A 23865-nucleotide genomic window follows, 5' to 3' on the forward strand; every position below is an offset into this window, starting at 1 on the left:
CGTCCTCGGCAAAATTTCTGACCGGGCCCGGACCCTGCATGCGGCCGTGCGCCACATTCGCGCCACGTTGCAGGCATGAGCCTTCGACAGCCTGGACAGAGTCAGGGTTTCTCCTGAACCTCCTGATCGGCGACGGAAGGAGCCCCCGTGTCGACCCGCCTGCCCGACCGTTGCACGCATGGCCCCGAGGCCGCCGCGCACGAGTCGGGCTCCTCCGACGGCCGCCGGAGCCCGAACTGATGCTGCCGCACCATCGCTGGTTCTGGCTCCTCATCCTCCTCGCCTCGGGCGGGGCGGGGCTGCTCTACAACGTCATCTTCGCCGGCGGCGCCTCGCCGCTGGCCGGCTTCACCTACGGCCTCTGCGTCGGCATCTCGGCGCTGGCCTTCGACCGGGGCGTGCTGCTCGCCGGCGTCCAGTCGCGCATCCGCCGCCTGCCCGCAGGCCTCTACGTCGTGGCGGCGGAACTCTCCTACGTGGCGATGATCATCGTCGGCAATGCGCTCGGCGGCTTCGTCGTCTGGCTGCTTGGCCTCACCGGTGACAGCTTGAGCGAGGCGGTGCGCACGACGCCGCGGGTGCTGGCCTACGCGCTCGCCGTCTCGGCGCTGCTCGTCTTCGTGATCCGCATGCGCGACCTGATCGGCGGCGAGGTCTTCATCAACTTCCTCGTCGGGCGCTATCACCGCCCGGTGGAGGAGGAGCGGATCTTCCTGTTCCTCGACGTCGTCGGCTCCACCGCCTTCGCCGAGACCCATGGCGACTTGCGGGCGCAGGAATATCTCAGCGCCGTCTTCGCCACCCTCGCCGAGCCGGTGCGGCGGTTCTACGGTTCGACGGACGATTACATCGGCGACCTCGCCATGATCACCTGGCCGATGGAGCGCGGCCTGAAGGATGCGCGCTGCGTGGAGTGCCTGTTCGCGGTGCGCGAGCGGATCGAGGCCGAGGCGGAGGCGTGGGAGGCGCGCTTCGGCACAGTCCCGCGGCTGCGGGCGGGCCTGCATGGCGGCCGAGTCATCACGGCGGAAGTGGGCGTGGATCGGCACAAGATCGCCTATTTCGGCGATGCCGTGAACGTGGTCGCCCGCGTCGAGGCCCTGTGCCGGCCGCTCGGCGTCGACACGCTGATTTCCGAGGATCTGCTGAAGCGGCTGCCGCGGCTGCCCGAAGGCGTCGTCGTCAGACCGCTCGGCACGCATTCCCTGCGCGGGCGCGGACAACCCCTCTCCGTCGCGACCCTCGAACGCGCCGGGTCGGCGCCGCTCTCGAAGGAGACGGCGCCGCGGATCGCCGCCGCGCCGTAGGGCATCGTCCCGAAAGCCAGCAACGCCTCTTCGTAACGATGCCCCGGCGCCGATCGATCAGCCGGCGCGCAGGAGCAGCAGAAGCGCGGCGACCGTCATGACGGCGACCGTCGCGAGGATGCCGCCGCCGCGGCAGGCGAATTGGCGCGGCGAGTTCGTCGGTGCGAACATGCCGATCGGGTGCAGGATGCGCGCGATCACCAGCACGATCAGCAGGCCCCGGACCCAGGCAGGAGAACCGCCGCCCGCCTCGTAGAGCGCGATCAGCAGCAGCGTCAGCGGCACGTATTCCTGGAAGTTGCCGTGCGAGCGGATGCGGCGCTGGAGGGCATCCTGACCGCCATCGCCGAGCAGGACGTTGCCGCTGACACGGCCGCCGATCACCCAGGCGGATAGGCCGGCATAGATCAGGCCCAGGATCGCGGCATAGAAGGCCGTGGTGGTCGGAAAGATCACAGTGCAGAACCTCGGATTGGAAGTGCGGCCCGCCGGGCGGCGGATGTCGTTGGCGCTTCGCAAAATAGGATGATGCGCGCCGCGTTCCGCCCGCACCCACGATCACGATGGCGTATCCTTGCCGCGAGGGTCGCGCATCGGCCCCCGGCGGGCGACCGTTGATCGGCGAATGGCAGGATAACATTCAGCACTCTGCCGAAAGCCGTTGCCGGTCACGGCAACGCTCGATGCGCTAGATTGTGGTTGAACGGCTCGCCTTCCGGGTTGAGCGGATCCTGACACGGGGATCGTTTGTGAGGGGATGTCGGTGGGCGGCAAGCTGATCGCGGTGGCGAACATGAAGGGCGGGGTCGGCAAGACCACCACCGTGGTCATGCTTGCCGAGGCGCTGGCGGCCGACGGGGCGCGGGTGCTGGTGGTCGATCTCGATCCGCAGGCAAGCGTCTCGGTCTGCCTCGCGGGCGACAGGCTGCTCGGCGAGATGATCGTCCGCGGGCGCACGCTGGAGGCCTATCTCGCCCTCAAGCTCATCACCCGCCATAAGCCGGACCTTTCCGCCCGGATCCAGCCCGGCGTCAGCCTGACCGTTCACAAGAACGCGCCGCTCTCGCTCTCGCTTTTGCCGTCCGGCCCGCATCTGCGGCTCGTCGAGCGGGAAATCCTCTACGAATTGACCGAGCGGAAATTCTCGATGCACGCCATCGACGAGCGGCTGTGGACGGTCTTCCAGGAAGATTTCGTGCCGCTGGCCGCGCGCTACGACTACATCTTCTTCGATTGCGCGCCGGGCATCTCTCCCATGACCGAGGTGGCGGTGCGGGCTGCCGACCTCGTGCTCGTCACCTCGATTCCCGACTTTCTCTCGACCTACGGTCTCAACGCCTTCGTCGAGACGATCTGGCGGCGCTCCGGCCGGCAGGCGAGCCATATCGCCCCGCGGAGCGAGCCGCACGTGCTCGTCACCCGCTTCCAGGCTCAGGTGCGCCAGCATCAGCGGACCCTGGCCCGGCTCCAGACCGAGGCGGGCTCCGAGGATGCCGGCTTCCGCCTGCTCGAAACCCGCATCCCGCAGGCGGCGGCGCTCGCCGACGCGCTGGTGCCGGCCGACGGCGCGCCGCCGACCTTCTCCGCCAAGTATGGCGCCCATGTCTCCAACGTGCTGATTCCGCTCGTCGCGGAAGTGAAGGAACTCCTCCATGGCCCTTGATGTCGATGGCTACGCCGTGTTGCAGGCGATGGCCTCCGCGCCGGAAGCCTTTCCCGACATCCGCACCGAAATCCCCAAGGTCGCCCGCACCCTGGTCGTGAAGCAGCTCAAGGCGCGGAGCTTGCGCGTGGCGTCGCTGCGCATGATCCGCGAGATCCTGGGCAGTGAGAGCTTCGCCCTGATCGCCGACGGTATGTCCGAGCCGGAGGTGAAGGGGCTCGTGACCCGCCTCGACCCCCACCACCCCTCGCTGAAGACCGCGACGCCGGGTTGGCACCGCCACCGCCTCGCCGCCCTGGCCGCGGGCGACGCTCCGTTCCGCAAGGGCGAGATCCGGCCCGAGGATGCGGTGACCAAGGCCCGTACCGTCGAGGCGCCCCCGGAACGCGCGCTGGCCAGCCGCCCCTTCGCCGCGGTGTGGGATGGCAAGGACCACGACGCGCCGACCGTGAAGGAAGGCCGGGAGAAGAAGGATAAGGACAAGGATCGGAAGGAGCGGAAGGGCAAAAAGAAGAAGGGCTGAATCAACCTTCGTCCCGTTCGGCTTCACGCCGGGTCCTGGGCTTTCCTGATATCGGTTCGACAGGTGGGACATCGTCTGCCGCCCCTGCAAGCGGTGGCGAAGCGATCCGGTGGCGCGACCTTTGCGGCACTACGGCACCCTGGATCGCTTCGACTCCGCCGCGCGATGACGGAGGCGGGCAATACCCCACGCGGGCAAACCGAATCGATGTTACGGCTCGTCGCTGAACAGGACGGCGAAGCGCGCTTCGAGGGCGGCGAGCCGGCCCTGGCCCTCCAGCACGGCGACCCGGTGCTGGCGGGTCACGTCGAGGAGACCATCGGCCATTTCGGCCTCACCGCACAGGCGGGCCCGATCGGAGATCTGCGAGAGCTGATCGGCCATCAGGCCATCGATCCGTATCCCCTCCGCCAGCGCCTGAATCAGACCCAGCATTTCCTCGCGGATGTGCGCGTGCGGTGTCGAGGAGGTGGGGATACGGTCCGTCACGGTGCTCGCGAAAATCAGGCCGACAACGTCAGAGGGCTGCCGAGACGAAGCTGCCGAGACCTGGCCGCTGCGGCCACTGCATAGGATAGACTCGGCGTGCTTTTCCTGCGGGGCCGTCGCTTTGCCCCAGCGGTTGCATTCGAGTCTGCCCGGGGTCTGCCAACGAAGAAGGGGCCGCCTTTCGGCGACCCCTTCCTCCATTCTTCGATGGTGGACGTGGACCTTAGAAGTCCATGCCGCCCATGCCGCCGCCGCCCGGCATCGCCGGGGCGCCGCTGTCCTTCTTCGGCGCGTCGGCGACCATGGCTTCCGTGGTCACCAGCAGGCCGGCCACCGAAGCGGCGTCCTGAAGGGCGGTGCGCACGACCTTGGCCGGGTCGACGATGCCGGCCTGGATCATGTCGACGTACTCTTCGGTCTGCGCGTTGAAGCCGAAGGTCTCGGAGCCGGTGTTGTCGGTGATCTTGCCGACGACGATCGAACCCTCGACGCCCGCGTTCTGGGCGATCTGGCGCAGCGGGGCCTCGAGCGCCTTGAGCACGATCTTGATGCCGGCCTGGACGTCCGGGATGTCGGACTTCAGCTCGGCGACCGCCTTCTTGGCGCGCAGCAGAGCCGTGCCGCCGCCGGGGACGATGCCCTCTTCCACCGCAGCGCGGGTGGCGTTGAGCGCGTCGTCCACGCGATCCTTCTTCTCCTTGACCTCGACCTCGGTCGCGCCGCCGACGCGGATCACCGCGACGCCGCCCGCGAGCTTGGCCAGACGCTCCTGGAGCTTCTCACGGTCGTAGTCCGAGGTGGTCTCCTCGATCTGCGCCTTGATCTGCCCGACGCGGGCCTCGATGTCGGCCTTCTCGCCGAGACCGTCGATGATCGTGGTGTTCTCCTTCTCGATGCGGACGCGCTTGGCGCGGCCGAGCATCGGCAGGGCGACGTTCTCGAGCTTGATGCCGAGATCCTCGGAGATGGTCTGGCCCTTGGTGAGGATCGCGATGTCCTCGAGCATCGCCTTGCGGCGATCACCGAAGCCCGGAGCCTTCACGGCCGCGACCTTCAGGCCGCCGCGCAGCTTGTTCACGACGAGCGTGGCGAGCGCCTCGCCCTCGATGTCCTCGGCAATGATGAGCAGCGGCTTGCCGGTCTGCACCACGGCCTCAAGGACCGGGAGCATCGGCTGGAGCGAGGAGAGCTTCTTCTCGTGGATGAGGATGTAGGGGTCCTCGAGCTCGGCGACCATCTTCTCCGCGTTCGTGACGAAGTATGGGGAGAGGTAGCCGCGGTCGAACTGCATGCCCTCGACGACGTCGAGCTCGGTCTCGGCGGTCTTGGCCTCCTCGACGGTGATGACGCCCTCGTTGCCCACCTTCTGCATGGCGTGGGCGATCATCTCGCCGATCTCCTTGTCGCCATTGGCGGAGATCGTGCCGACCTGAGCGACCTCCTCCGAGGAGGCGACCTTCTTGGCGCGGGCGGTGATGTCCTTCACCGCGGCGGCCGTGGCGAGGTCGATGCCGCGCTTCAGGTCCATCGGGTTGATGCCGGCGGCGACGTACTTAGCGCCCTCGCGGACAATGGCCTGGGCCAGCACGGTCGCGGTGGTGGTGCCGTCACCGGCGATGTCGTTGGTCTTCGAGGCCACTTCGCGCACCATCTGGGCGCCCATGTTCTCGAAGCGGTCGGAGAGCTCGATCTCCTTGGCGACCGTCACACCGTCCTTGGTGATCCGGGGCGCGCCGAAGCTCTTCTCGATGACGACGTTGCGGCCCTTGGGGCCGAGGGTGACCTTGACGGCATCCGCGAGGATGTCGACGCCGCGCAGCATCTTGTCGCGAGCGTCGGCGGAGAAACGAACGTCTTTCGCTGCCATGTGAGTACCTGCCTCAGATGAGAGTGTCGGAATGCCCTGAAGCCAGCGAGAGCGGCCTCGAAGGGCGATGAAGTGGGCGTGGCCTTAGACGGCGACGACGCCCATGATGTCGGATTCCTTCATGATGAGGAGATCCTGGCCGTCGATCTTGACCTCGGTGCCGGACCACTTGCCGAACAGCACGCGGTCACCGACCTTCACGTCAAGGGCGTTGACGCGGCCCTGGTCATCACGGGCACCCGGGCCGACGGCGACGATCTCGCCCTCCTGCGGCTTCTCCTTGGCGGTATCCGGAATGATGATGCCGCCCTTCGTCTTCTCTTCGCTCTCGATGCGACGGACGACGACGCGGTCGTGCAGCGGACGGAACTTCATGAGCTGCCCTCTTGCTTCGAATTGGCGATTGGTCTTCATGCGGCCGGAAGCGACCGCGCTCCACCTGATTGTTAGCACTCGAAACAGGTGAGTGCTAACGACGGTCGCGAGATAGGCTCGGGCCGTTTTCGAGTCAAGGCGCAGCTTCTTCCCGGCTGCGGCGTTTCCGCACGAATTTCTCGTGCATCCCGCACGACACGGACGATTCTTCCCGATGATGAGCCTGCACGGAGCGACCGGTGCCGTCGAACACGGCGGCGCGGACGGCGGCGCAAGCCTGCCCGACCATGCGCTCTGGATCGACTTGAACGACCCGACCGCGGAAGAGGCGGCACGGGTCGAGAAGAAGACCGGCATCCGCATTCCGTCGCGCGCCGCGCTCAGCGAGGTGGAATCGTCGAGCCGCCTGCGGCGCAACCGGGACGGCCTCTCGCTCTCGACGCCGATGGTGACGTTCGACCGCTCGGATTTCAGCCTGAAGCCGCTCGGCTTCCTGCTCACCGCCGATCACCTCGTCACCGTACGCTTCCACGAAATGCGGGCCTTCGCGGCGGTGCGCAAACGTGTGGATGACGGGGACGGCGACGGTACCACCAGCACGCGGATGTTCCTGCTCGTGGTCGAGGAACTGGTCGATAATCTCGCCGACCTTCTGGAGGAGATGTCGGGCGATCTCGACAGCCTCTCCACCCGCATCTTCGACTTCGATAGCGGCGCACGGCCAGGCGCGCGGAAGGGCGACACCACGGCCCCGAAGCGCCGCGACCTCGCGCTGCGCCGCCTGCTCCGCTCGGTCGGGCGCCACGGCAAGTCGCTGGCCAAGGTCCGCGCCAGCCTGCTCGGGCTCGCGCGGATCATCGCCTTCACCAAGGGCGAGTGCCAGCAGCTCCTCGGCGAGGACGAGCTGCCCCGCTTCGACACGCTGGCGGGCGATATCGCTTCGATCGACGAGTTCGAGACGCGGCTCTCCGAGACCGTCCAATTCCTGCTCGATGCGACCCTCGGGCTCATCAACATCGAGCAGAACAACGCCTTCCGCGTCCTCACCGTCGTATCGGTGGTCGGCGTGCCGCCGACTCTCGTCGCCTCCATGTACGGCATGAACTTCAAGCATATGCCGGAACTCGATTGGGCCTACGGCTACCCTTACGGCCTTGCCCTGATCGCGATCTCGGCGGTCGTCCCGCTGCTCTACTTTAAGGCGAAGGGCTGGCTTTAGAGTGCCTCACAAAACTCCCGATCACCGGCCGTTCTCGCTCTGAAGACAGCGCAGCGGGAGTGTGAGAGACACATAGCGCCGCGTGGCGAGGCGCGCGCGTTTCGGGGGCATTCCGCGCCTCATACCAAATCCGATTGATCCCCTTGGGATGGAGGATTTGGCCCTCGCTCGAGCGCCGCGCGGGCTGGCTGATCCGCTCCACGCTCTGATCAAGCGGAGACCGGTTCAGTGGCTGAGGCCGGGGAAGAGGTTCCGCAGGCTCGTCACGATCATCTCCATCGCGACGGCGGCGAGGATCATGCCCATCAGGCGGCGCGTGATCGCGGTTGCGGTTGCGGAGAGGTGGCGGCCCAGCCACGGGGCGGAGAGCAGCGCGACTGTCAGGAGAGCGAGGAAGGCGCCGACGCCGATCGCGAGTTCCGGCCATTTGTCCTTTGCTTCGGCGGCGTGGCCGTAGACGATGAGCGTGGCGATCGTTCCCGGACCTACGAGCAGTGGAATCGTCAGCGGATAGATTGCGACGCTCTCCGCATCGGCCGTGTCCTTCTTCTCCTTGGGTGTGCGGCCGTGCGTCTGGCTCGATGAACCCTGCAGCATCGAGAGCGCGATCGTCAGGACGATGAGTCCGCCCGCCAGACGGAAGTCGTCGACGCTGAGACCGAAGGCATCCAGGACAGCCTGTCCGCCCATGATCGAGATGAGGCACCCGATCGTGGTCCCAAGAGCGGCGGTGGCGGCCACTCGCCGCCGGACGGCGTCGGAGGCGCCCTCGGTGAGGGAGAGGAACACAGGCACGTTCGCGATCGGGTTCATGATGGCGAACAGGGCGGAGAACACCTTCGTGACGAAGGGCAGGTCGATCGACATCGCGAGCCTTGAGTTCGAGCGCCACGGGCTCATAGCACGGCTCGAAGCTCGTCTCGGCCCGCGACGGCGAGCCGGGACGCGGACCCGTACTGCAACGGCGGTGACGCGGCCGCCCCACAATTCAGGCTTTGTTGGCGGCTAGCTGCGAGTCTCGCCTGTGAACGACACTTGGCTCCAGGCTGAGCGAGCACCGCACCCCGTCCCATGGCCGTCATCGCCGCCTTCATCCTCAATGCCGGGCTGAACTTCGTCCTCGGCATCGCCATCGCCCGGATGCTGGGACCGGCGGATTTCGGCCGCTTCGCCCTGGCGACGGCCGGAGCGGTGGTGCTCAACACGCTCCTGTTCGAGTGGCTGCGGCTCTCGGCGACGCGGTTCTACTCGGCGCGGGTGCGCGAGACCGAGCCGTGGATCCGCCGGGGGCTCGATCGGGCCTACGGGGCCATCGCTCTGGCGTTGTTCGCCGCTGCCGCGCTCTGCGCCGGGCTCGGGATCGCCGTCGATCCGACCCCTGAAGGCCGGCTGGTGATGACCGCCGGCACCATGGTCGCGGCGATCGGCATCGGTTTGTTCGACTACCACGCGGCCCTCGCCCGCGCCCGCTTCATCGGCGGCGCCTATCTCCGGCTCGTGGTGTGGAAGAACGTCCTCGCCTTCATCCTGATGGCCGGTACAGCCTGGCTGTTTCCCCAACCGATCTGGGTGCTGATCGCGGGCGGCGCGAGCCAGTTCCTCGCGGTGCTGCCGATGCGCAAGATTCTCGGCGACAAGCTTCTCGGTGACGGGCTCCTCGGACACGCACCCGCATCGCCCCACGGCCAGATGCGACGGACCCTGCGCCTGTTCGCCGCCTACGGCCTGCCCCTGATCGCGGCCAACGCCGTCTACCAGATCATGCCCTTCCTCAACCGGGCCGCCATCGCCGGAACAGCGGGATTCGCCGAGGCGGGCTACTTCGCGCTCGCCGCCGATCTCGGCTCGCGGGCCTTCTCGACGCTCGGGGCGGCCCTCGACCTGCTCCTGTTCCAGATCGCCGTGCAGGCCGAGGAGCATCACGGCCGCGAGGCCGCCGAGACCCAGGTCTCACGCAACATCGCCATCGTGGTGGCGCTGCTCCTTCCCTGCGCGGCGGGCTACTGGGCGGTGACCCCGGCACTCCAGGCGTTGATCGTGCCGGAGGAGTTCCGCGGGCCGTTCGCGGATTACACCGACCTGCTGATCCCGGGCCTGTTCTGCCTCTCGATCATAAATTTCGCCCTCAATCCGATTTTCCAGATCCGGCGCCGGACGAGCCCGGTCGTCGCCGCCGCCCTGGTCGGGTTGGCCGTCAACGGTGTCGGCCTCCTCCTGCTGCCGCGGTGGATCGGACCGCAGGGCGTTGCCGTCGCGCAAACCCTAGGGCTTGTCGCGGCGGTCGTCGTGCTCGGCCTGCGGGCCCTGACGGGAAACGAACGCCTGCCTCTGCCGGGACGCGACCTCGCCCTGACCGTGGGCGCCTGCCTCGCCATGGTTCTGGCGGTGCTGCCGTTCCGCAGCCTGGAGCCGACGCTGGCCCTGCCGACCTGTATCGGCGCCGGGGTCTTGGTCTACGGCGCGCTGGTCTGGTTCCTCGACATCGCGGGGCTGCGCACGGTGGTGCGGGAGCGCTTTCCGAAACGGCTTCCCGCGCCCGTTCGTTGAGGCGGGCACCAAGGCCGGCTTGCCAGGCTCATCCAATCGGGGTTTGAGTCCGGACGCGCTTTTAAAAACGCCCAAAAGAAATCCCACGGGACGGAAACGATGACCTCATACGCGCCGGCCAGCGAGCAGGAGGCGGCCGCCATTGTCGCGCAGGCGGCCGGCCGCTCGGAACCGCTGCGGCTCATCGGGGGCGGCACCAAGGCGGCGTTCGGACGTCCGCCCCAGGACGAGGCGACGCTTTCCGCGACCGGGCTCACCGGCATCACCCTCTACGAACCGGCCGAGATGGTGGTCGCTGCCCGGGCCGGCACGCCGCTCGCCGAGGTGGAGGCCCTGCTGGCCGAGCGCGGCCAGATGTTGCCCTTCGAGCCGATGGATCACCGCCCGCTCCTCGGCTCCACCGGCGAGCCGACCTTCGGCGCGGTGGCGGCAGCCAACAATTCCGGGCCGCGGCGCATCAATGCGGGCGCGGCCCGCGACAGCCTGATCGGCGTGCGCTTCGTCAACGGACGTGGCCAGCCGATCAAGTCCGGGGGGCGGGTGATGAAGAACGTCACCGGCCTCGACCTCGTGAAGCTGATGGCCGGCTCCTGGGGCACCCTCGGCCTGCTGACCGAGGTCACCTTCAAGGTGCTGCCGGTGCAGGAGCAGGTCACGACCCTGGTCCTGCCAAGCCTCGACGACGCGACGGCGGTCGAAGCGCTCGCCGCCGCCCTCGGCTCGCCGTTCGAGCTCACGGGTGCCGCCCATCTGCCCGGCGGTGTCGGCGGCGGCGAGGCGCGCACCCTGATGCGCGTCGAGGGGTTTTCGAAGTCGGTGGATTATCGCCTCGGCGAGCTGCGCCGGCTGCTACGCCGCTACGGCGCGGCGCATACCGTCGCGGACGAGGCCAGCACCGCGCTCTGGCGTGCCGTGCGCGATGCGACGCCGCTGGCCGAGCCGCGGGAGGCCGCGATCTGGCGGATCTCCACCGCGCCGACCCGCGGACCGGCGGTCACCGCCGCGATCGGGGCCGAGCGCGCCGCGCGCTGGTTCTACGATTGGGGCGGCGGCCTGATCTGGCTCGCCACCGATCCTGCGGACGATGCCGGTGCCGCCGTGATCCGCGCCGCCGTGAAGGCGGCCGGGAGCGGCCACGCGACGCTGGTGCGCGCATCCGAGACCCTACGCGCGGCGGTCCCCGTTTTCGAGCCGCTGCCCGAGCCGCTGATGCGGATCACCGCCGGCATCAAGGCCGCGCACGATCCGGCCGGCATCTTCAATCCCGGCCGGATGTATGCCGGCGTCTGACCGAACGCCGCGTCAGAACACGAATCGCAACCCGGCGTAGAGGAGCCCGGCCAGGGTGATCGCCGCCGGGAGGGTGAGCAGCCACGCGATGGCGAGGTTGCGCACCGTGGCCCATTGCAGGCCGGACCCGTTGGCCGCCATGGTGCCGGCCACGCCGCTCGACAGGATGTGGGTGGTCGAGACCGGCAGGCCGTAGGCCTCGGCGAGGCCGATGGTGCCCGCCGCGGTGATCTCGGCGGAAGCACCCTGGGCATAGGTCAGGTGCTTCTTGCCGATGCGGCTGCCGACGGTGACGACGATGCGCTTCCAGCCGACCATCGTGCCGAGGCCGAGCGCCAAGGCGACCGACAACTTCACCCAGGTCGGGATGTAGCGCGTGCCGTCGTTGAGGCTCGTCTCGTAGGTCTTCAGCGTCTCCGCCTCGTCAGCGACGAACAGGCCCTCGCGCTTCTTCAGGCTGTGGATGGCGTCGGAGGCGAGATACATGTCGTTGCGCAGGTTCGGCGTCGCCTCCGCCGGCACGTGTCGGAGCGCTCCGTACGCCTTCACCTGCGTGGCGATGTCGTTCGAAAGGGCGGCGAGCGCCGCGTAAACCTCGGGCCGATCGAGATCCTTCTTGCCCGCGGCTTCGGTGATCTGCGCCCGCGCCTCGGCCGGGCTCGGCAGCGGGGCCTGCTCCGCCCGCTTCTGAAAGACCGTCCGGGCGCGCTCGGAGACCTGAACGAAGGCGGGCGTCGATGCTTCCGACATCGTCCGGTTGAGCGCGTAGGCCGTGGGCGCGGCGCCGATCAGGATCAGCATGATCAGGCCCATGCCCTTCTGCCCGTCATTGCCGCCATGGGCGAAAGAGACGCCGCCGCAGGTCAGGATCAGCAGGGCGCGGATCCAGAGCGGGGGCGGCGCGTCGGCCTCGGGCTCCCGGTAGAGGGCGCGGTTGCGGATCAGAAAGCGCATCGCCAGCAGCAGCAGGGCCGCCATGACGAAGCCGACGACCGGGCTGAACAGCAGGGCGCGCAGCACGCTCCACGCCTGATCCCACTGCACCCCGGACGTGTCCGACCCCTCGGGAGCGAGGAGCTGGTTGGCGAGGCCGACGCCGAGGACCGAGCCGATCAGCGCGTGCGAGGAGGAATTCGGCAGGCCGAGCGCCCAGGTGCCCAGGTTCCAGATGATGGCCGCGATGAGCAGCGCGAAGATCATCGCGTAGCCCGCGCTCGAACCCGCCTTGAGCACCAGTTCGACGGGGAGCAGCGTCACCACGCTGTAGGCGACGGCGCCGGTTGAGACGACGACACCGAGGAAGTTCAGCACACCCGAATAGACCACCGCGACGGCGGGGGGCAGGCTGTGCGTGTAGATCACCGTCGCGACCGCGTTGGCGGTGTCGTGAAACCCGTTCACGAACTCGAAGCCGAGTGCGATGAGCAGCGCGAGGCCGAGCAGCGCGAAGGCGCCGATCGCCAGCGGCGGCTGGCCGGCCGCCTGCATGTCGGTGATCAGGTTGAACAGCGCGTAGCCGATGCCGCCGACGAGCACGAGAAAGAACAGGCCGATACCCGCCGGATGCGTGCGCCCGCCGAGATTGGGACCGCGGGCGGATGGTCCGGCGCGCTCGGCGGCCGAACCGTCGCTCGCCAGGCTGAGAGCGTCTGACATCTGAACCTCGGAGAACTTCGACGGCTGCGATCGGTAGAAATCGGCATCGAGACAGGCCGATCCTCGCCCACCGGCCCGTTGCCTCGGAGGGGCAAGGCAGCACCTGCCACCGCACCAGACCCACCACCGAGCTTACAAATGTTAGTGAGCTGTGCGGTTCCGTGAATTTTTGATGACACCTGCAGACGGCCGCGTCTGATCAATGTCTCGAAGCTTTGAATTGTCGTCTCTCATTCCCTGTCAGAATTGGCTCGAAGATAAATTGGCGCTCGTTCTGGCCACCGTGACGCGGAGCGGACGCGACGCGCAGGCCGGATCGTCGTAGAAGGTCCGCCATGTTGACGCTCGCGCTCTCGCTGGCCCTGCTTGTCGTGCTGGTCCTCATCATCGTCCGGCGGCGGAACCTCACCATCCTGATGAGTGTCGGCAGCCTGATCGCCGCGCTGCTCGCCATGCTCTGGCTTCAGGATCTCGGGCTCCTGCCCGGCTCGCAGGGTCCGCTGACCCATACCCGGCCGCAGACCGTGGACGACCTGCGCCGTTGATGAGGCATCGATGCGAGGCTTGGCCAGGGAACTCTCCCCGCCTTCACGCGTCTGCCGCGAGGAGCCCGGCTTTTCCGCCGTGACCCGACGGATTGGAGCCCGCCCTTGCGCAACCTTCTCCTGCTGTTGATCCTGATCGCCGGCGGTTTCGTCCTGACGGCGATGTACGTCGCGCCGAAGCAGCCAGAGCTGCGCGGCTGGTACCAGACCAATGCCTGCCCACATCTCGACCAAATCAGCCCGAAGATCTGTGAGCCGATCCGTGCCGCGAGGGGCACGGACGCGATCTGAGGCCTCGCTTGCGCCGGGCCTTCGATTGGATCTTCCGCGATCGGCGCACCGGCGCGGTCGTGATCGGCCAATGGCCGAATGCGCCCCTGTGGATCTTCGCTGCGGCCTCGGCCCTGGAATGGCTGCTTGAGGCGGTGATGCCCGGCCTGCCGGCTCCGGTCTTCGCGGGACTTCGGGTCGTCGCGCTTCTGAGCCTCACCGTCTGGGCGATCGATGAGATTGCCCGCGGGGTCAATCCGTGGCGGCGCTGCCTCGGGGCCGCCGTGCTCATCGGGGTCGTGGTCAGCCTCGGCTTCGGTGGTCTGGGCCGCTCGTGAGCGACCCTTTCGATCTCCTCGTTATCGGCGGCGGCATCAACGGCGTCGGCATCGCCCGCGACGCCGCCGGGCGCGGGCTTCGCGTCCTGCTGTGCGAGCGGGGCGACTTGGCAGAGCACACCTCGTCCGCCTCGACCAAGCTGATCCATGGCGGCCTGCGCTACCTCGAGCAGTACGAGTTCCGGCTCGTGCGCGAGGCGTTGGCCGAGCGCGAGCGCCTGATGCGGCTCGCCCCGCACATCATCTGGCCGCTGCGTTTCGTCCTGCCGCACGATGCCGGCTTGCGCCCGGTCTGGATGCTGCGGGTCGGGCTGTTCCTCTACGACCACCTCGCCCGCCTCAGAGCGCTGCCGCGCTCTCAGGCGCTGCGCCTCGGCCGCGACGGCGTCGGTGCGCCGCTCCAGAAGCGGCTGACGCGGGGCTTCGCCTATTCCGATTGCTGGGTCGAGGACAGCCGCCTCGTCGTGCTGAACGCGGTCGACGCCGCCGAGCACGGCGCGGAGATCCGCACTCGCACCACCGTGGAATCCGCCCGGCGCGAGGCTGGCGCCTGGACCGTCACCCTCTACGATGCCGAACGGCGGCAGCGGGAGAGCGTGCGGGCCCGCATCGTCGTCAACGCCGCCGGTCCGTGGGTCGGCGAGACCCTGCTGCGCACGCTCGCGCTCGAGGCCCGGCCGAAGGTGCGGCTCGTCAAGGGCAGCCACATCGTGGTGCGGCGGCTCTACGCTGGCGATCAGGCCTACATCCTGCAACAGCCCGACCGGCGCATCGTCTTCGCCATCCCCTACGAGCGCGACTTCACCCTGATCGGCACCACCGACGTGGCGCACGAGGGTGAGCCCGGCCCGGTTCGCATCTCGGCCGAGGAGACGCGCTATCTCTGCGCCTGCATCAATCGCTCGTTCGAGCGGTCGATCGGCCCGGACGACGTGGTCTGGAGTTTTTCGGGGCTCCGGCCGCTCTACGACGATGCCGCCGCGAACGCCTCGGCGGTGACCCGCGACTACGTGCTGGATCTCGACCATGAGGGGCCGCCGGTGCTCTCCGTGTTCGGGGGCAAGATCACCACCTACCGGCGGCTCGCCGAGCACGCGCTGGAGAAGCTGAAGCCGCACCTGCCGGGCATGAAGCCTGTCTGGACCGGCGCCGCGCCGCTGCCCGGCGGCGATATGCCCGGCGCGGATTTCGAAGCGTTTGCGAGTACGCTCGCAGCCGAGTACCCGTTCCTGCCCGAGGCGACGGTCCGGCGGCTCGGCCGCGCCTACGGTACCCGCGCCGCCCTGCTGCTCGGCGATGCGCGCGCCCCGTCCGATCTCGGCGAGATCTTCGGCGGCGATCTCAGCGCCCGCGAGGTCGACTACCTGGTGCGGCACGAATGGGCGCGCGCGTCCGACGACATCCTCTGGCGCCGCTCGAAGCTCGGCCTGCACATGGATCGGGAGGGGGTCGCGCGGCTCGGGCGCTACCTCGCCGCCGCGTCCGGTTGCTGATCTCAGCGGCCGTAGACGTCCTCAAGGCGGATGATGTCGTCCTCGCCCGTATAGGAGCCGACCTGCACCTCGATCAGTTCGAGCGGAATTTTTCCGGGATTGGTCAGGCGGTGCATCGAGCCGATCGGCAGGTAGACCGCCTCGTTCTCGTGGACGAGGATGATTGAATCGTTGAGCGTCACCTCGGCGGTGCCCTTCACCACCACCCAATGCTCGGCCCGGTGGAAGTGCTTCTGCAGCGAGAGCCGGCCGCCCGGCGTCACCATGATCCGCTTCACCTGAAAGCGCTCGCCGATGTCGATGCGCTGGTACCAGCCCCAGGGACGATAGATCCGGCGATGGGCGTCCGCCTCCGGATGCGCCTTCTCGCGCAGGACCGTGACGAGATCCTTGACCTTGCCCGACTGGGTCTTGGATGCGACCAGCACCGCATCGGGGGTCGCGACCACCACCACGTCGTCGAGCCCGACCACGGTGGTGAGCCCGTCCCCCTCGCTATGGACGAGGCTGCCTGTCGTCTCCACCAGCTCGACGCGCCCGCGTACGGCATTTCCCTGCGGGTCGCGCTCCAGCACCTGCCAGACGGCGTCCCAGGTGCCGACATCCGACCACGCGAAGGAGACCGCGAGCACGCCCGCGCGGGTGGTGCGCTCCATGACTGCGTAGTCGATCGAGGTTTTCGGCGCCCGCGCGAAGGACTCGGCCTGGAGCCGCACGAAGTCGAGATCGGTGGCGGCATTGGCGAGCGCGCCGCGGGCGGCCTCCAGCACCTGCGGCGCGTACGCCTCCAGCTCGGTGATCATCACGTCGGCACGGAACAGGAAGTAGCCCGAGTTCCACAGGGCACCCTCCCCGATCAGGCGCTCGGCGCCGGCCGCGTCGGGTTTCTCGACGAAGCGCTCGACCCGGAAGAGGCCCGGCGCGTCTGTAAGTGCGCCGCCGGTGCGGATGTAGCCGTACTCGGTCGCGGGCCGGGTCGGGGTGATGCCGAGCGTCATGATCTGGCCGAGCCGGGCGCCGCGGGCGGCTTCCTGCGCGGCCTGCGCGAAGGCAGCGGCGTCCTCGATCACGTGATCGGCAGCCATCACCAGAACCACCGTCTCCGGCCCGCGCTGCGCACCGTGGAGCGCGGCCACCGCCACGGCGGCCGCGGAATCGCGCCGCTCGGGTTCGAGCAGGATGTCGGCGGCGACCCCACTCTGCGCGAGCTGCTCGGCGACGATGAAGCGGGACTCGGCGGACGCGATCACCGTCGGTTTGGCGAACACGTGCCCGTCGGCAACGCGGCGAACGGTCGCCTGGAAGGTCGAGGTTGCGGGATCGACGAGCGGCGTGAACTGCTTCGGCATGCTCTCGCGCGAGGCCGGCCATAGCCGCGTGCCCGAGCCGCCGCACAGGATTACGGGCAGGATTGTTTCGTGGTCCGCCTCGGCCATGGCTCAGCCCCGTTGCGTATCAAGAGGCGCCAGCCGGTCAGAACAGTCCGGGAGCGGCAGGCGCGAAAGTAAGCTCCGTCCTCTTAGCCGATCTACCCGCAGGACACCACGAGGCGGGCCGACATGCCTGCGATTCAGGTAAATCCGGCGAAGGCCGATTGAGGAACGGCGGAGGCAGGTGCCTCCGCCTGGGGTTGGGAAGGGCTATTCAGCCGCCTGCCGCTCGCCGTAGCCGAGGCGCCCGTTGAGTTCGCCGAGAAGCTTTACCGCCGCTTCCGCGATCACGGTGCCCGGCGGGAAGATCGCCGAGGCGCCAGCGGCGTAGAGCGCATCGTAATCGCCCGGCGGGATCACGCCGCCGACTACGATCATCACGTCGTCGCGGCCCTCCTGCTTCAGCGCGGCCTTCAGTTCCGGCACCAGCGTCAGGTGGCCCGCCGCCAGCGAGGAGACGCCGACGATGTGCACGTCGTTCTCCACAGCCTGACGTGCCGCCTCGTCCGGCGTGGCGAAGAGCGGCCCGATATCGACGTCGAAGCCGAGGTCGGCGAACGCCGAGGCGATCACCTTCTGGCCGCGGTCGTGCCCGTCCTGGCCCATCTTGGCGACCAGGATGCGCGGGCGGCGCCCGTCATTCTCTTCGAAGGCCTCGACGAGGCCGCGGACCTTCTCCACCACCGGCGACATGCCGCCCACCTCTCGCTTGTAGACGCCCGAGATCGAGCGGATCTCCGCGCGGTGTCGGCCCCAAGCCTTCTCCAGCGCCTCCGAGATCTCGCCGACCGTGGCCTTGGCCCGCGCCGCGTTCACCGCCAGTTCGAGCAGGTTGCCTTCGCCGTCCGCGGCCTTCGTCAGCGCCGCCAGCGCCGCATCGACCTCGGCTTGATTGCGCTCGGCGCGCAGGCGCTTGAGCTTGTCGATCTGCTTGGCGCGCACGTCGGCGTTGTCGACCCGCAAGAGATCGATCTTCATCTCGTCGTCGGGCTTGTACTTGTTGATGCCGACGATCGTCTGGCGCCCGGAATCGATTCGCGCCTGAGCACGCGCCGCCGCCTCCTCAATACGCAGCTTCGGGATGCCGGCCTCGATGGCCTTTGCCATGCCGCCGAGCGCCTCGACCTCACGGATATGCTCCCAGGCCCGCGCGGCGATGTCGTGGGTCAGGCGCTCGACATAGTAGGAGCCGCCCCACGGATCGATGATCCGCGTCGTGCCGCTCTCCTGCTGCAGGAAGAGCTGCGTGTTGCGGGCGATGCGGGCCGAGAAGTCGGTCGGCAGCGCCAGCGCCTCGTCGAGCGCGTTGGTGTGGAGCGACTGTGTGCCGCCTTGGGTCGCCGCCATCGCCTCGATGCAGGTGCGGGTGACGTTGTTGAACACGTCCTGCGCCGTCAGCGACCAGCCACTGGTCTGCGAGTGGGTGCGCAGGGGAAGCGACTTGTCGCTCTTCGGCTCGAACTCCTTGACGAGCTTGGCCCAGATCAGGCGCGCGGCCCGCATCTTGGCGATCTCCATGAAGAAGTTCATCCCGATCGCCCAGAAGAACGACAGGCGCGGCGCGAACTGGTCGATGGTGAGGCCTGCCGCGAGGCCAGCCTTGATGTACTCGACGCCGTCAGCGAGCGTGTAGGCGAGCTCCAGATCCTGCGTCGCCCCGGCCTCCTGCATGTGGTAGCCGGAGATCGAGATCGAATTGAACTTCGGCATGTTCTTCGAGGTGTAACCGAAGATGTCCGAGATGATCCGCATCGATCCCTTGGGGGGATAGATGTAGGTGTTGCGGACCATGAACTCTTTCAGAATGTCGTTCTGGATCGTGCCGGCAAGCTTCTCGGGCGGCACGCCCTGCTCCTCGGCCGCGACGATGTAGAGGGCGAGCACGGGCAGCACCGCGCCGTTCATCGTCATCGACACCGTCATCTCGTCGAGTGGGATGCCGGAGAACAGGGTGCGCATGTCGTAGATCGAGTCGATCGCGACACCCGCCATGCCGACATCGCCCGAGACGCGCGGGTGATCCGAATCGTAGCCGCGGTGGGTGGCGAGATCGAAGGCGACCGAGAGGCCCTTCTGGCCGGCCGCAAGGTTGCGCCGGTAGAAGGCGTTCGAATCCTCCGCCGTGGAGAATCCGGCATATTGCCGGATCGTCCAGGGCTGGGTGACATACATCGCCGGATAAGGACCGCGCAGGTAGGGCGGCAGGCCGGGAAACGAGTCGATGCCCTCGCAGCCCTCGCGATCCTCAGGACCGTAGAACCCCTTCACCGGAATGCCCTCGGGCGTCATCCACGGCTCGGAGGCCGGCGGAGGCGGCGCCTTGAAGCCGTCGGCCGCGAAGGCCACTGAGGTGAAATCGGGGATCCGGGAGATCATGACGCGGGTTTCCTGGCCTCAGCCTCGGAGTCCGAAGCTGTCGTGGTTTCTTGAAGATTTTTTTGAGCATTATAGGCGTGCCGTCAAAGGCGGCTACTGTCAAAAAGGCTGGCGTCAGCGGCTCCGCTTCCGCGCGTTCGCCCTCCCCGCCGTCGCCGTGGCGTAACGTCCCCTGGCATCCCAGCGGACGCTCGGGGCCGCACCGGAGGGGGCGGCGAGCCAGGATCGCCGTTGAGCGATCAGGTGCTTCAGGCGCCGCGCTCGCGCCTCCTTTCGTCCGCACTCGCAGGGCCAATCGCAGTCGAAGCTGTGCGGACCGCCCTCACCGCTGAACAAGCTGAGCAGCGCCAGCACGATCCCGACCAAGCCGATGATGCCGATGACCAGCGTCGGCCATGCCAGCCCGAGGCCGACGGCCAAGGCGATCGCGGCCTTTCCGGCCAGCGTCCCGACGAGCTTCAGCTTGACCAGCGCGCCGAAGGTCGCCGCCGCTCCGGCCGTGCCGCGCAGCGCCCGCAGAATCCGTCGGCGGACCCGCTTTCGTCCCGCGAGTCCTTCCAGTCGGCGCAGTTCGCGCTCCATGCGGTGGCGCGCCCGCGCACGATCCTCCACGGTTTCCGCCTGCACGCCCCCTCCCCCTTACTTCTTACGCCGAATGTGCTTCGACGCGCCGATGAACGTCAAACCGACGCTTTCCTCCGATCCGCTCGGCACGCGATTCGGGCAATGAACGGGGCTGAGCGGGTAGGATGCGTTTCGTGCGAAGGAAGACACCGAGCGCGGCGCGCAATTGGCCGTTCCTGGCCGGCTTCGTCGAGACCGAGCGTCGGCTCGGCGCTCGGGCGCAGGCGCATGGACACTTCGCCGCCTTCGCCTACGAATTTCTGAGATTCGGAGTGAAGCAGGGCTGGGCCTGCCTGTTCGGCGGCCTGATCTGCGTGCTGCTGATCGGCACGCACTTGTTCTACCCGGCCTCCGCACCGCTCTCGCGCTACGACTTCCTCACCGTCGCGGCCGTGCTGATCCAGGTGGCGCTTCTGGCGCTCGGCATGGAGACTTGGGAGGAGGCCAAGGTCATTGCGCTCTATCACATCGTCGGGACGGCGATGGAGATCTTCAAGACCAGCGTCGGTTCGTGGATCTATCCGGAGGCGAGCTGGCTCCGGATCATGGGCGTGCCGCTGTTCACCGGCTTCATGTATGCCAGCATCGGCTCCTACATCGCCCGTGTCTGGCGCCTGTTCGACTTCCGCTTCACGCGGCACCCACCGTTGATGTTCACGCTGCCGCTGGCCGGCGCGATCTACGTCAACTTCTTCAGCCACCACTACATGGCGGATTTACGCGCGCTGCTGTTCATTGCAACCGGTCTGCTGTTCGGCGCCACGATCGTGCATTTCAAGGTCTGGCACGTGCATCGTCAGATGCCGCTGCTGCTCGGCTTCGTCCTCGTGTCGCTCTTCATCTGGTTCGCCGAGAATATCGGCACGGCGAGCCGTGTCTGGCTCTACCCGAACCAGGCGGCCGGCTGGTCGCCAGTCTCGGCGGCCAAGCTCGGCTCGTGGTTCCTGCTGATGATCGTGTCCTACGTACTGGTCACGCTGGTGAACCGGCCGGAGCCTTGCTCCGAGGCGGAACCCGCGCGGCCCGCCGATCCGGCGCAACCGCGACCCGCGCGCTGAGGCGGCGATCAGTTGACGTAGGTGCGGATCCAGTTCGGGGAGAGGATCTCGCCCTCTTCCGTGATGATCCAGGGCTGCTTCGAGGGATCGCCCAGGGCACCCTTGGCGGCGGCGAGCGCCTCGCGCAGGGTGCCGTAGCGCTCGGGCTGAGCCAGCGGAGAGGAGGCCGGCAGCGTGCGCCAGATGGTGAGGTCGGCAGGACGTTCGAGAGCTTCGGTTTCCATCTCTGGTTCTTCCTGTGCGAACCGTATCCGTCCGTTAAAGGACGCCGCGACGACTGAGACCGTCGGGACGGTGTGTTCAAAGTTTCAAGGGCGATCGGAGCATCTCTTGGGCGGCTTTGCGATCAATTCGAGTGCTCGACGGCCAATCGGTCACCGTTTCGTCGCAGTTCCTCACCTGACCTTTGCCTCGGTTTTGCCAAGAATTAGTCCAGGCCCGCCCACGGACGCCTTCATCAGTAAGAAGACACTGCGTACGAAACAGTATGCAATTGGTTACTCTCGAGTGTGAGGCTTGGCCGTGCGGTGTCGCACCCAGCCTGCCTGTGCGGGAAAGCGGGGATTTGTTGACTGGAGGCCACACCGGACACAGCTAAGTCTCATTTCTCGAGGTTCCGCGATCGCCGTCGCCATCGACTGCATATCCGGGAGTGTGGTCGAGCGAGTCTGAACGCTGCCCGTACCGCCGAAGCGGGGCGCGCGGTGGATCGACCGCGCGGGCCGGTCGAGGCAAAGGCTTGGGCCATGCTCGGGCGGGATCGCGGTCAAGGGTTGGGGTTGTCGGTGCCGGATCGTTTCTTGCGAATCGCCTTGGGCGTGACTCTGGGGCTGCTGATCGCCTTCGTGGCGCAGCCCTACATCCTCGCCTTCCTCTACTCGGCGGACGCGCCGCGCTCGGTGACCGCGCGCGGTGACCTATCGGCGGCGGAGAAGACGACGGTCGATCTCTTCGCCCGCGCCGCGCCCTCCGTCGTCCACGTCTTCGCCCAGGCGGCGGCGCAAGGGCGTGCGCTGATGGAGCCGGATGACGAGTTCGGCCAGGGAGAGCAGCAGCAGCAAGGCTCCGGCACGCAGACCGGCACGGGCTTCGTCTGGGACGCCGCCGGCCATGTCGTGACCAACAACCACGTGGTCGAGGCCGCGACCAAGGGCGGCGGCTCGATTTCCGTACGGCTCGCCTCCGGCGAGGTGGTGGGCGCGCGGGTCGTCGGCACCGCACCGAGCTACGATCTCGCCGTGCTCCAGCTCGGCCGCGTGGCCAAGATGCCCCCACCGCTCGCTGTGGGAACGTCGGCCGACCTCAAGGTCGGGCAATCCGCCTTCGCCATCGGCAACCCGTTCGGCCTCGACCACACCCTGACGACCGGCGTCATCAGCGCGCTCCAACGTCGCCTGCCGACGCAGGAGGGCCGTGAATTGTCCGGCGTGATCCAGACCGATGCGGCGATCAATCCCGGCAATTCCGGTGGACCCTTGCTCGACTCCGCGGGCCGTCTCATCGGCGTCAACACCGCGATCTTCTCGCCCTCCGGGGCCAGCGCCGGCATCGGCTTCGCGGTGCCGGTCGATGTGGTGAACCGGGTGGTGCCCGACCTGATCAAGAACGGCCGTGTGCGCAATCCCGGCATCGGCATTATCGCCGGCCAGGAGGCGACAGCCGCTCGCCTCGGTATTGATGGCGTTGTGGTGCTGCGGGTGCTCCCCGGCTCGCCGGCGGCGCAGGCGGGCTTGCGCGGTGTCGATCCCCGCAGCGGCACCATCGGCGACGTCATCGTCGGCGCCAACGGTCGCCCCGTCCACCGCCTGTCGGACCTCACCGCCGTCGTCGAGGAGGCGGGGCTCGACCGCCCGGTCACGCTGCTGGTGGAGCGCGACGGCCGGGTGCGGACCGTTCGGCTGAACACGGCGGATGTGGCGCAGACGCGGCTATGATGAGGGGCACCAAGCCCCTGCATCGGATGAGCGCTTTACCCGCGGGCCGAACCGGCCGATGAGCGAGGCATGCTCCTCGCCCTCGGCCTTCTGGCGCTCATCGGATTCTGGTGGCTCGGCCGCCGCAACGGGCGCCTGCCCTTCGGCCTGACGCCCCGGCTGCTCGCCGGCTACACCCTGCTGGCCGCGGCCTTCGTGCTGTCGCTGCGCGGCAGCTTCGTCCTCGCACTCCTGCTTGGCGCGGGCGGAATCTGGCTGACGGAGGGCGAGGCTGGCGTCATCCGTCGGGTCCGCGCGTGGCGTGGCTATCGCGAGCCGCAGCCGGTGCGCTCCGCCTCGCTCGAACTTGAGTTCGCCTTCGACGGCGCGCCGCTGGACGGGACCCTGTTCGTCGGCCCCTTCGCCGGGCGCCGCCTCTCGGCGGTGCCGACGGAGGCGCTGATCGAGCTGACGATCCTTTTGCGCCCGCACGATCCCGAGGGCACGCGCCTGCTAGAGGCGTATCTCGACCGCCGGCAGTCCGGCTGGCGTGTAGACGCTGATAGCGACCGAGACTCGCGGCCGGGCGGCCCGGCGAAGCCAGGGACGATGACGGAGGAGGAGGCCTATCAGGTCTTGGGGCTTGAGCGCGGGGCGTCCCTGGAGGAGGTCCGCGCGACTCATCGGGCGCTGATGAAGCGGCTGCATCCCGACCAGGGCGGCAGCGTCGAGCGGGCGGCGCGCGTGAACGCGGCGCGTGACAGGCTGGTGAACCGACATCGCTAAAACTCCACGCGCGTTGTCAGGGTCGATATGACGAGGAGAATCCGGCCACCTTGCTGCGGCTCTTGTCCTCGGGCGACCGCCGGCCGAACGCGCCGG

23 protein-coding genes are annotated in these 23865 nt (G+C 68.1%); 13 read left to right on the forward strand and 10 right to left on the reverse strand.

Going from position 1 to position 23865, the window contains the following annotated elements:
• Window positions 1–239 precede the first annotated feature (239 nt).
• Window positions 240–1307, forward strand: coding sequence for an adenylate/guanylate cyclase domain-containing protein (locus MFF24_RS19110; RefSeq protein ID WP_166061153.1), 1068 nt, complete (start codon window positions 240–242; stop codon window positions 1305–1307).
• Window positions 1308–1364: 57 nt separating this feature from the next.
• Here the strand turns inward: MFF24_RS19110 and MFF24_RS19115 are convergent, their stop codons facing one another.
• Complete coding sequence (locus tag MFF24_RS19115; RefSeq protein ID WP_238226461.1) at window positions 1365–1763, reverse strand: MAPEG family protein; 399 nt, start codon at window positions 1761–1763, stop codon at window positions 1365–1367.
• Window positions 1764–2064: 301 nt separating this feature from the next.
• Here MFF24_RS19115 and MFF24_RS19120 point away from each other — a divergent pair, with 301 nt between their 5' ends.
• Window positions 2065–2970 (forward strand): ParA family protein, encoded by a 906-nt coding sequence (locus tag MFF24_RS19120; RefSeq protein ID WP_166061155.1) that lies wholly within the window; start codon window positions 2065–2067, stop codon window positions 2968–2970.
• Window positions 2960–3493, forward strand: coding sequence for a hypothetical protein (locus MFF24_RS19125; RefSeq protein ID WP_238226463.1), 534 nt, complete (start codon window positions 2960–2962; stop codon window positions 3491–3493). The genes MFF24_RS19120 and MFF24_RS19125 overlap by 11 nt, the downstream gene beginning before the upstream one ends.
• Before the next feature lie 210 nt (window positions 3494–3703).
• On the opposite strand, the gene MFF24_RS19130 is transcribed toward MFF24_RS19125, so the two are convergent.
• The 3 genes from MFF24_RS19130 to groES all read right to left on the reverse strand — a co-directional run bounded on the left by MFF24_RS19130 (window position 3704) and on the right by groES (window position 6224).
• On the reverse strand, window positions 3704–3982 hold the full coding sequence (locus MFF24_RS19130) for a hypothetical protein (RefSeq protein ID WP_238226466.1): 279 nt from the start codon (window positions 3980–3982) through the stop codon (window positions 3704–3706).
• Between the two features lie 223 nt (window positions 3983–4205).
• Window positions 4206–5849 (reverse strand): chaperonin GroEL, encoded by a 1644-nt coding sequence (gene groL, locus MFF24_RS19135; protein WP_108942640.1) that lies wholly within the window; start codon window positions 5847–5849, stop codon window positions 4206–4208.
• 84 nt (window positions 5850–5933) lie between these two features.
• Window positions 5934–6224: a co-chaperone GroES gene (gene groES, locus MFF24_RS19140; protein WP_108943123.1), complete on the reverse strand. Its 291-nt coding sequence runs from the start codon at window positions 6222–6224 to the stop codon at window positions 5934–5936.
• 214 nt (window positions 6225–6438) lie between these two features.
• Between groES and MFF24_RS19145 the strand changes: the two genes are divergently transcribed.
• Window positions 6439–7443, forward strand: a complete 1005-nt coding sequence (locus MFF24_RS19145) for a magnesium transporter CorA family protein (RefSeq protein WP_238226468.1) — start codon at window positions 6439–6441, stop codon at window positions 7441–7443.
• 225 nt (window positions 7444–7668) lie between these two features.
• On the opposite strand, the gene MFF24_RS19150 is transcribed toward MFF24_RS19145, so the two are convergent.
• Entirely contained in the window at window positions 7669–8310 is a 642-nt protein-coding gene (locus tag MFF24_RS19150) for a MarC family protein (protein ID WP_238226470.1), read from the reverse strand.
• 204 nt (window positions 8311–8514) lie between these two features.
• Between MFF24_RS19150 and MFF24_RS19155 the strand changes: the two genes are divergently transcribed.
• Window positions 8515–9990, forward strand: coding sequence for a lipopolysaccharide biosynthesis protein (locus MFF24_RS19155; protein ID WP_238226472.1), 1476 nt, complete (start codon window positions 8515–8517; stop codon window positions 9988–9990).
• Window positions 9991–10089: 99 nt separating this feature from the next.
• Entirely contained in the window at window positions 10090–11280 is a 1191-nt protein-coding gene (gene glcE, locus MFF24_RS19160) for a glycolate oxidase subunit GlcE (protein WP_238226474.1), read from the forward strand.
• A 12-nt stretch (window positions 11281–11292) separates the two neighbouring features.
• Here the strand turns inward: glcE and MFF24_RS19165 are convergent, their stop codons facing one another.
• Window positions 11293–12936, reverse strand: coding sequence for an inorganic phosphate transporter (locus tag MFF24_RS19165; protein WP_238226476.1), 1644 nt, complete (start codon window positions 12934–12936; stop codon window positions 11293–11295).
• A gap of 335 nt (window positions 12937–13271) precedes the next feature.
• Between MFF24_RS19165 and MFF24_RS19170 the strand changes: the two genes are divergently transcribed.
• The 4 genes from MFF24_RS19170 (at window position 13272) to glpD (ending at window position 15582) form a co-directional block, all read left to right on the forward strand.
• Complete coding sequence (locus tag MFF24_RS19170) at window positions 13272–13481, forward strand: hypothetical protein (RefSeq protein WP_238226478.1); 210 nt, start codon at window positions 13272–13274, stop codon at window positions 13479–13481.
• 105 nt (window positions 13482–13586) lie between these two features.
• Entirely contained in the window at window positions 13587–13772 is a 186-nt protein-coding gene (locus tag MFF24_RS19175; RefSeq protein WP_108942647.1) for a hypothetical protein, read from the forward strand.
• Between the two features lie 8 nt (window positions 13773–13780).
• The gene (locus MFF24_RS19180) at window positions 13781–14089 is read left to right on the forward strand and encodes a hypothetical protein (protein WP_238226480.1); all 309 of its coding nucleotides are present in this window, start codon (window positions 13781–13783) and stop codon (window positions 14087–14089) included.
• Window positions 14086–15582, forward strand: a complete 1497-nt coding sequence (gene glpD, locus MFF24_RS19185) for a glycerol-3-phosphate dehydrogenase (protein ID WP_238226482.1) — start codon at window positions 14086–14088, stop codon at window positions 15580–15582. The genes MFF24_RS19180 and glpD overlap by 4 nt, the downstream gene beginning before the upstream one ends.
• A 2-nt stretch (window positions 15583–15584) precedes the next feature.
• On the opposite strand, the gene MFF24_RS19190 is transcribed toward glpD, so the two are convergent.
• The 3 genes from MFF24_RS19190 to MFF24_RS19200 all read right to left on the reverse strand — a co-directional run bounded on the left by MFF24_RS19190 (window position 15585) and on the right by MFF24_RS19200 (window position 20015).
• Window positions 15585–17018, reverse strand: coding sequence for a mannose-1-phosphate guanylyltransferase/mannose-6-phosphate isomerase (locus tag MFF24_RS19190; protein ID WP_238226484.1), 1434 nt, complete (start codon window positions 17016–17018; stop codon window positions 15585–15587).
• A gap of 204 nt (window positions 17019–17222) precedes the next feature.
• Window positions 17223–19388 carry a methylmalonyl-CoA mutase gene (gene scpA / locus MFF24_RS19195; RefSeq protein ID WP_238226486.1) on the reverse strand — a complete coding sequence of 722 codons (2166 nt, stop codon included), beginning with the start codon at window positions 19386–19388 and terminating at the stop codon, window positions 17223–17225.
• 114 nt (window positions 19389–19502) lie between these two features.
• On the reverse strand, window positions 19503–20015 hold the full coding sequence (locus MFF24_RS19200) for a hypothetical protein (RefSeq protein WP_238226488.1): 513 nt from the start codon (window positions 20013–20015) through the stop codon (window positions 19503–19505).
• 131 nt (window positions 20016–20146) lie between these two features.
• Here MFF24_RS19200 and MFF24_RS19205 point away from each other — a divergent pair, with 131 nt between their 5' ends.
• On the forward strand, window positions 20147–21070 hold the full coding sequence (locus MFF24_RS19205; protein ID WP_238226489.1) for a DUF817 domain-containing protein: 924 nt from the start codon (window positions 20147–20149) through the stop codon (window positions 21068–21070).
• Window positions 21071–21078: 8 nt separating this feature from the next.
• Here MFF24_RS19205 and MFF24_RS19210 read toward each other — a convergent pair whose 3' ends face one another.
• A complete protein-coding gene (locus MFF24_RS19210) occupies window positions 21079–21294 on the reverse strand; it encodes a hypothetical protein (protein WP_108942654.1) in 216 nt (71 codons plus the stop codon).
• 561 nt (window positions 21295–21855) lie between these two features.
• On the opposite strand from MFF24_RS19210, the gene MFF24_RS19215 reads away from it, so the two are divergent.
• The gene (locus MFF24_RS19215) at window positions 21856–23004 is read left to right on the forward strand and encodes a S1C family serine protease (protein WP_166061168.1); all 1149 of its coding nucleotides are present in this window, start codon (window positions 21856–21858) and stop codon (window positions 23002–23004) included.
• Window positions 23005–23073: 69 nt separating this feature from the next.
• Window positions 23074–23769 (forward strand): J domain-containing protein, encoded by a 696-nt coding sequence (locus MFF24_RS19220; protein WP_108942655.1) that lies wholly within the window; start codon window positions 23074–23076, stop codon window positions 23767–23769.
• Window positions 23770–23865: the final 96 nt, after the last annotated feature.

Origin of the sequence: Methylorubrum aminovorans (assembly GCF_022179725.1) — a bacterium.
Classification (GTDB): domain Bacteria; phylum Pseudomonadota; class Alphaproteobacteria; order Rhizobiales; family Beijerinckiaceae; genus Methylobacterium; species Methylobacterium aminovorans.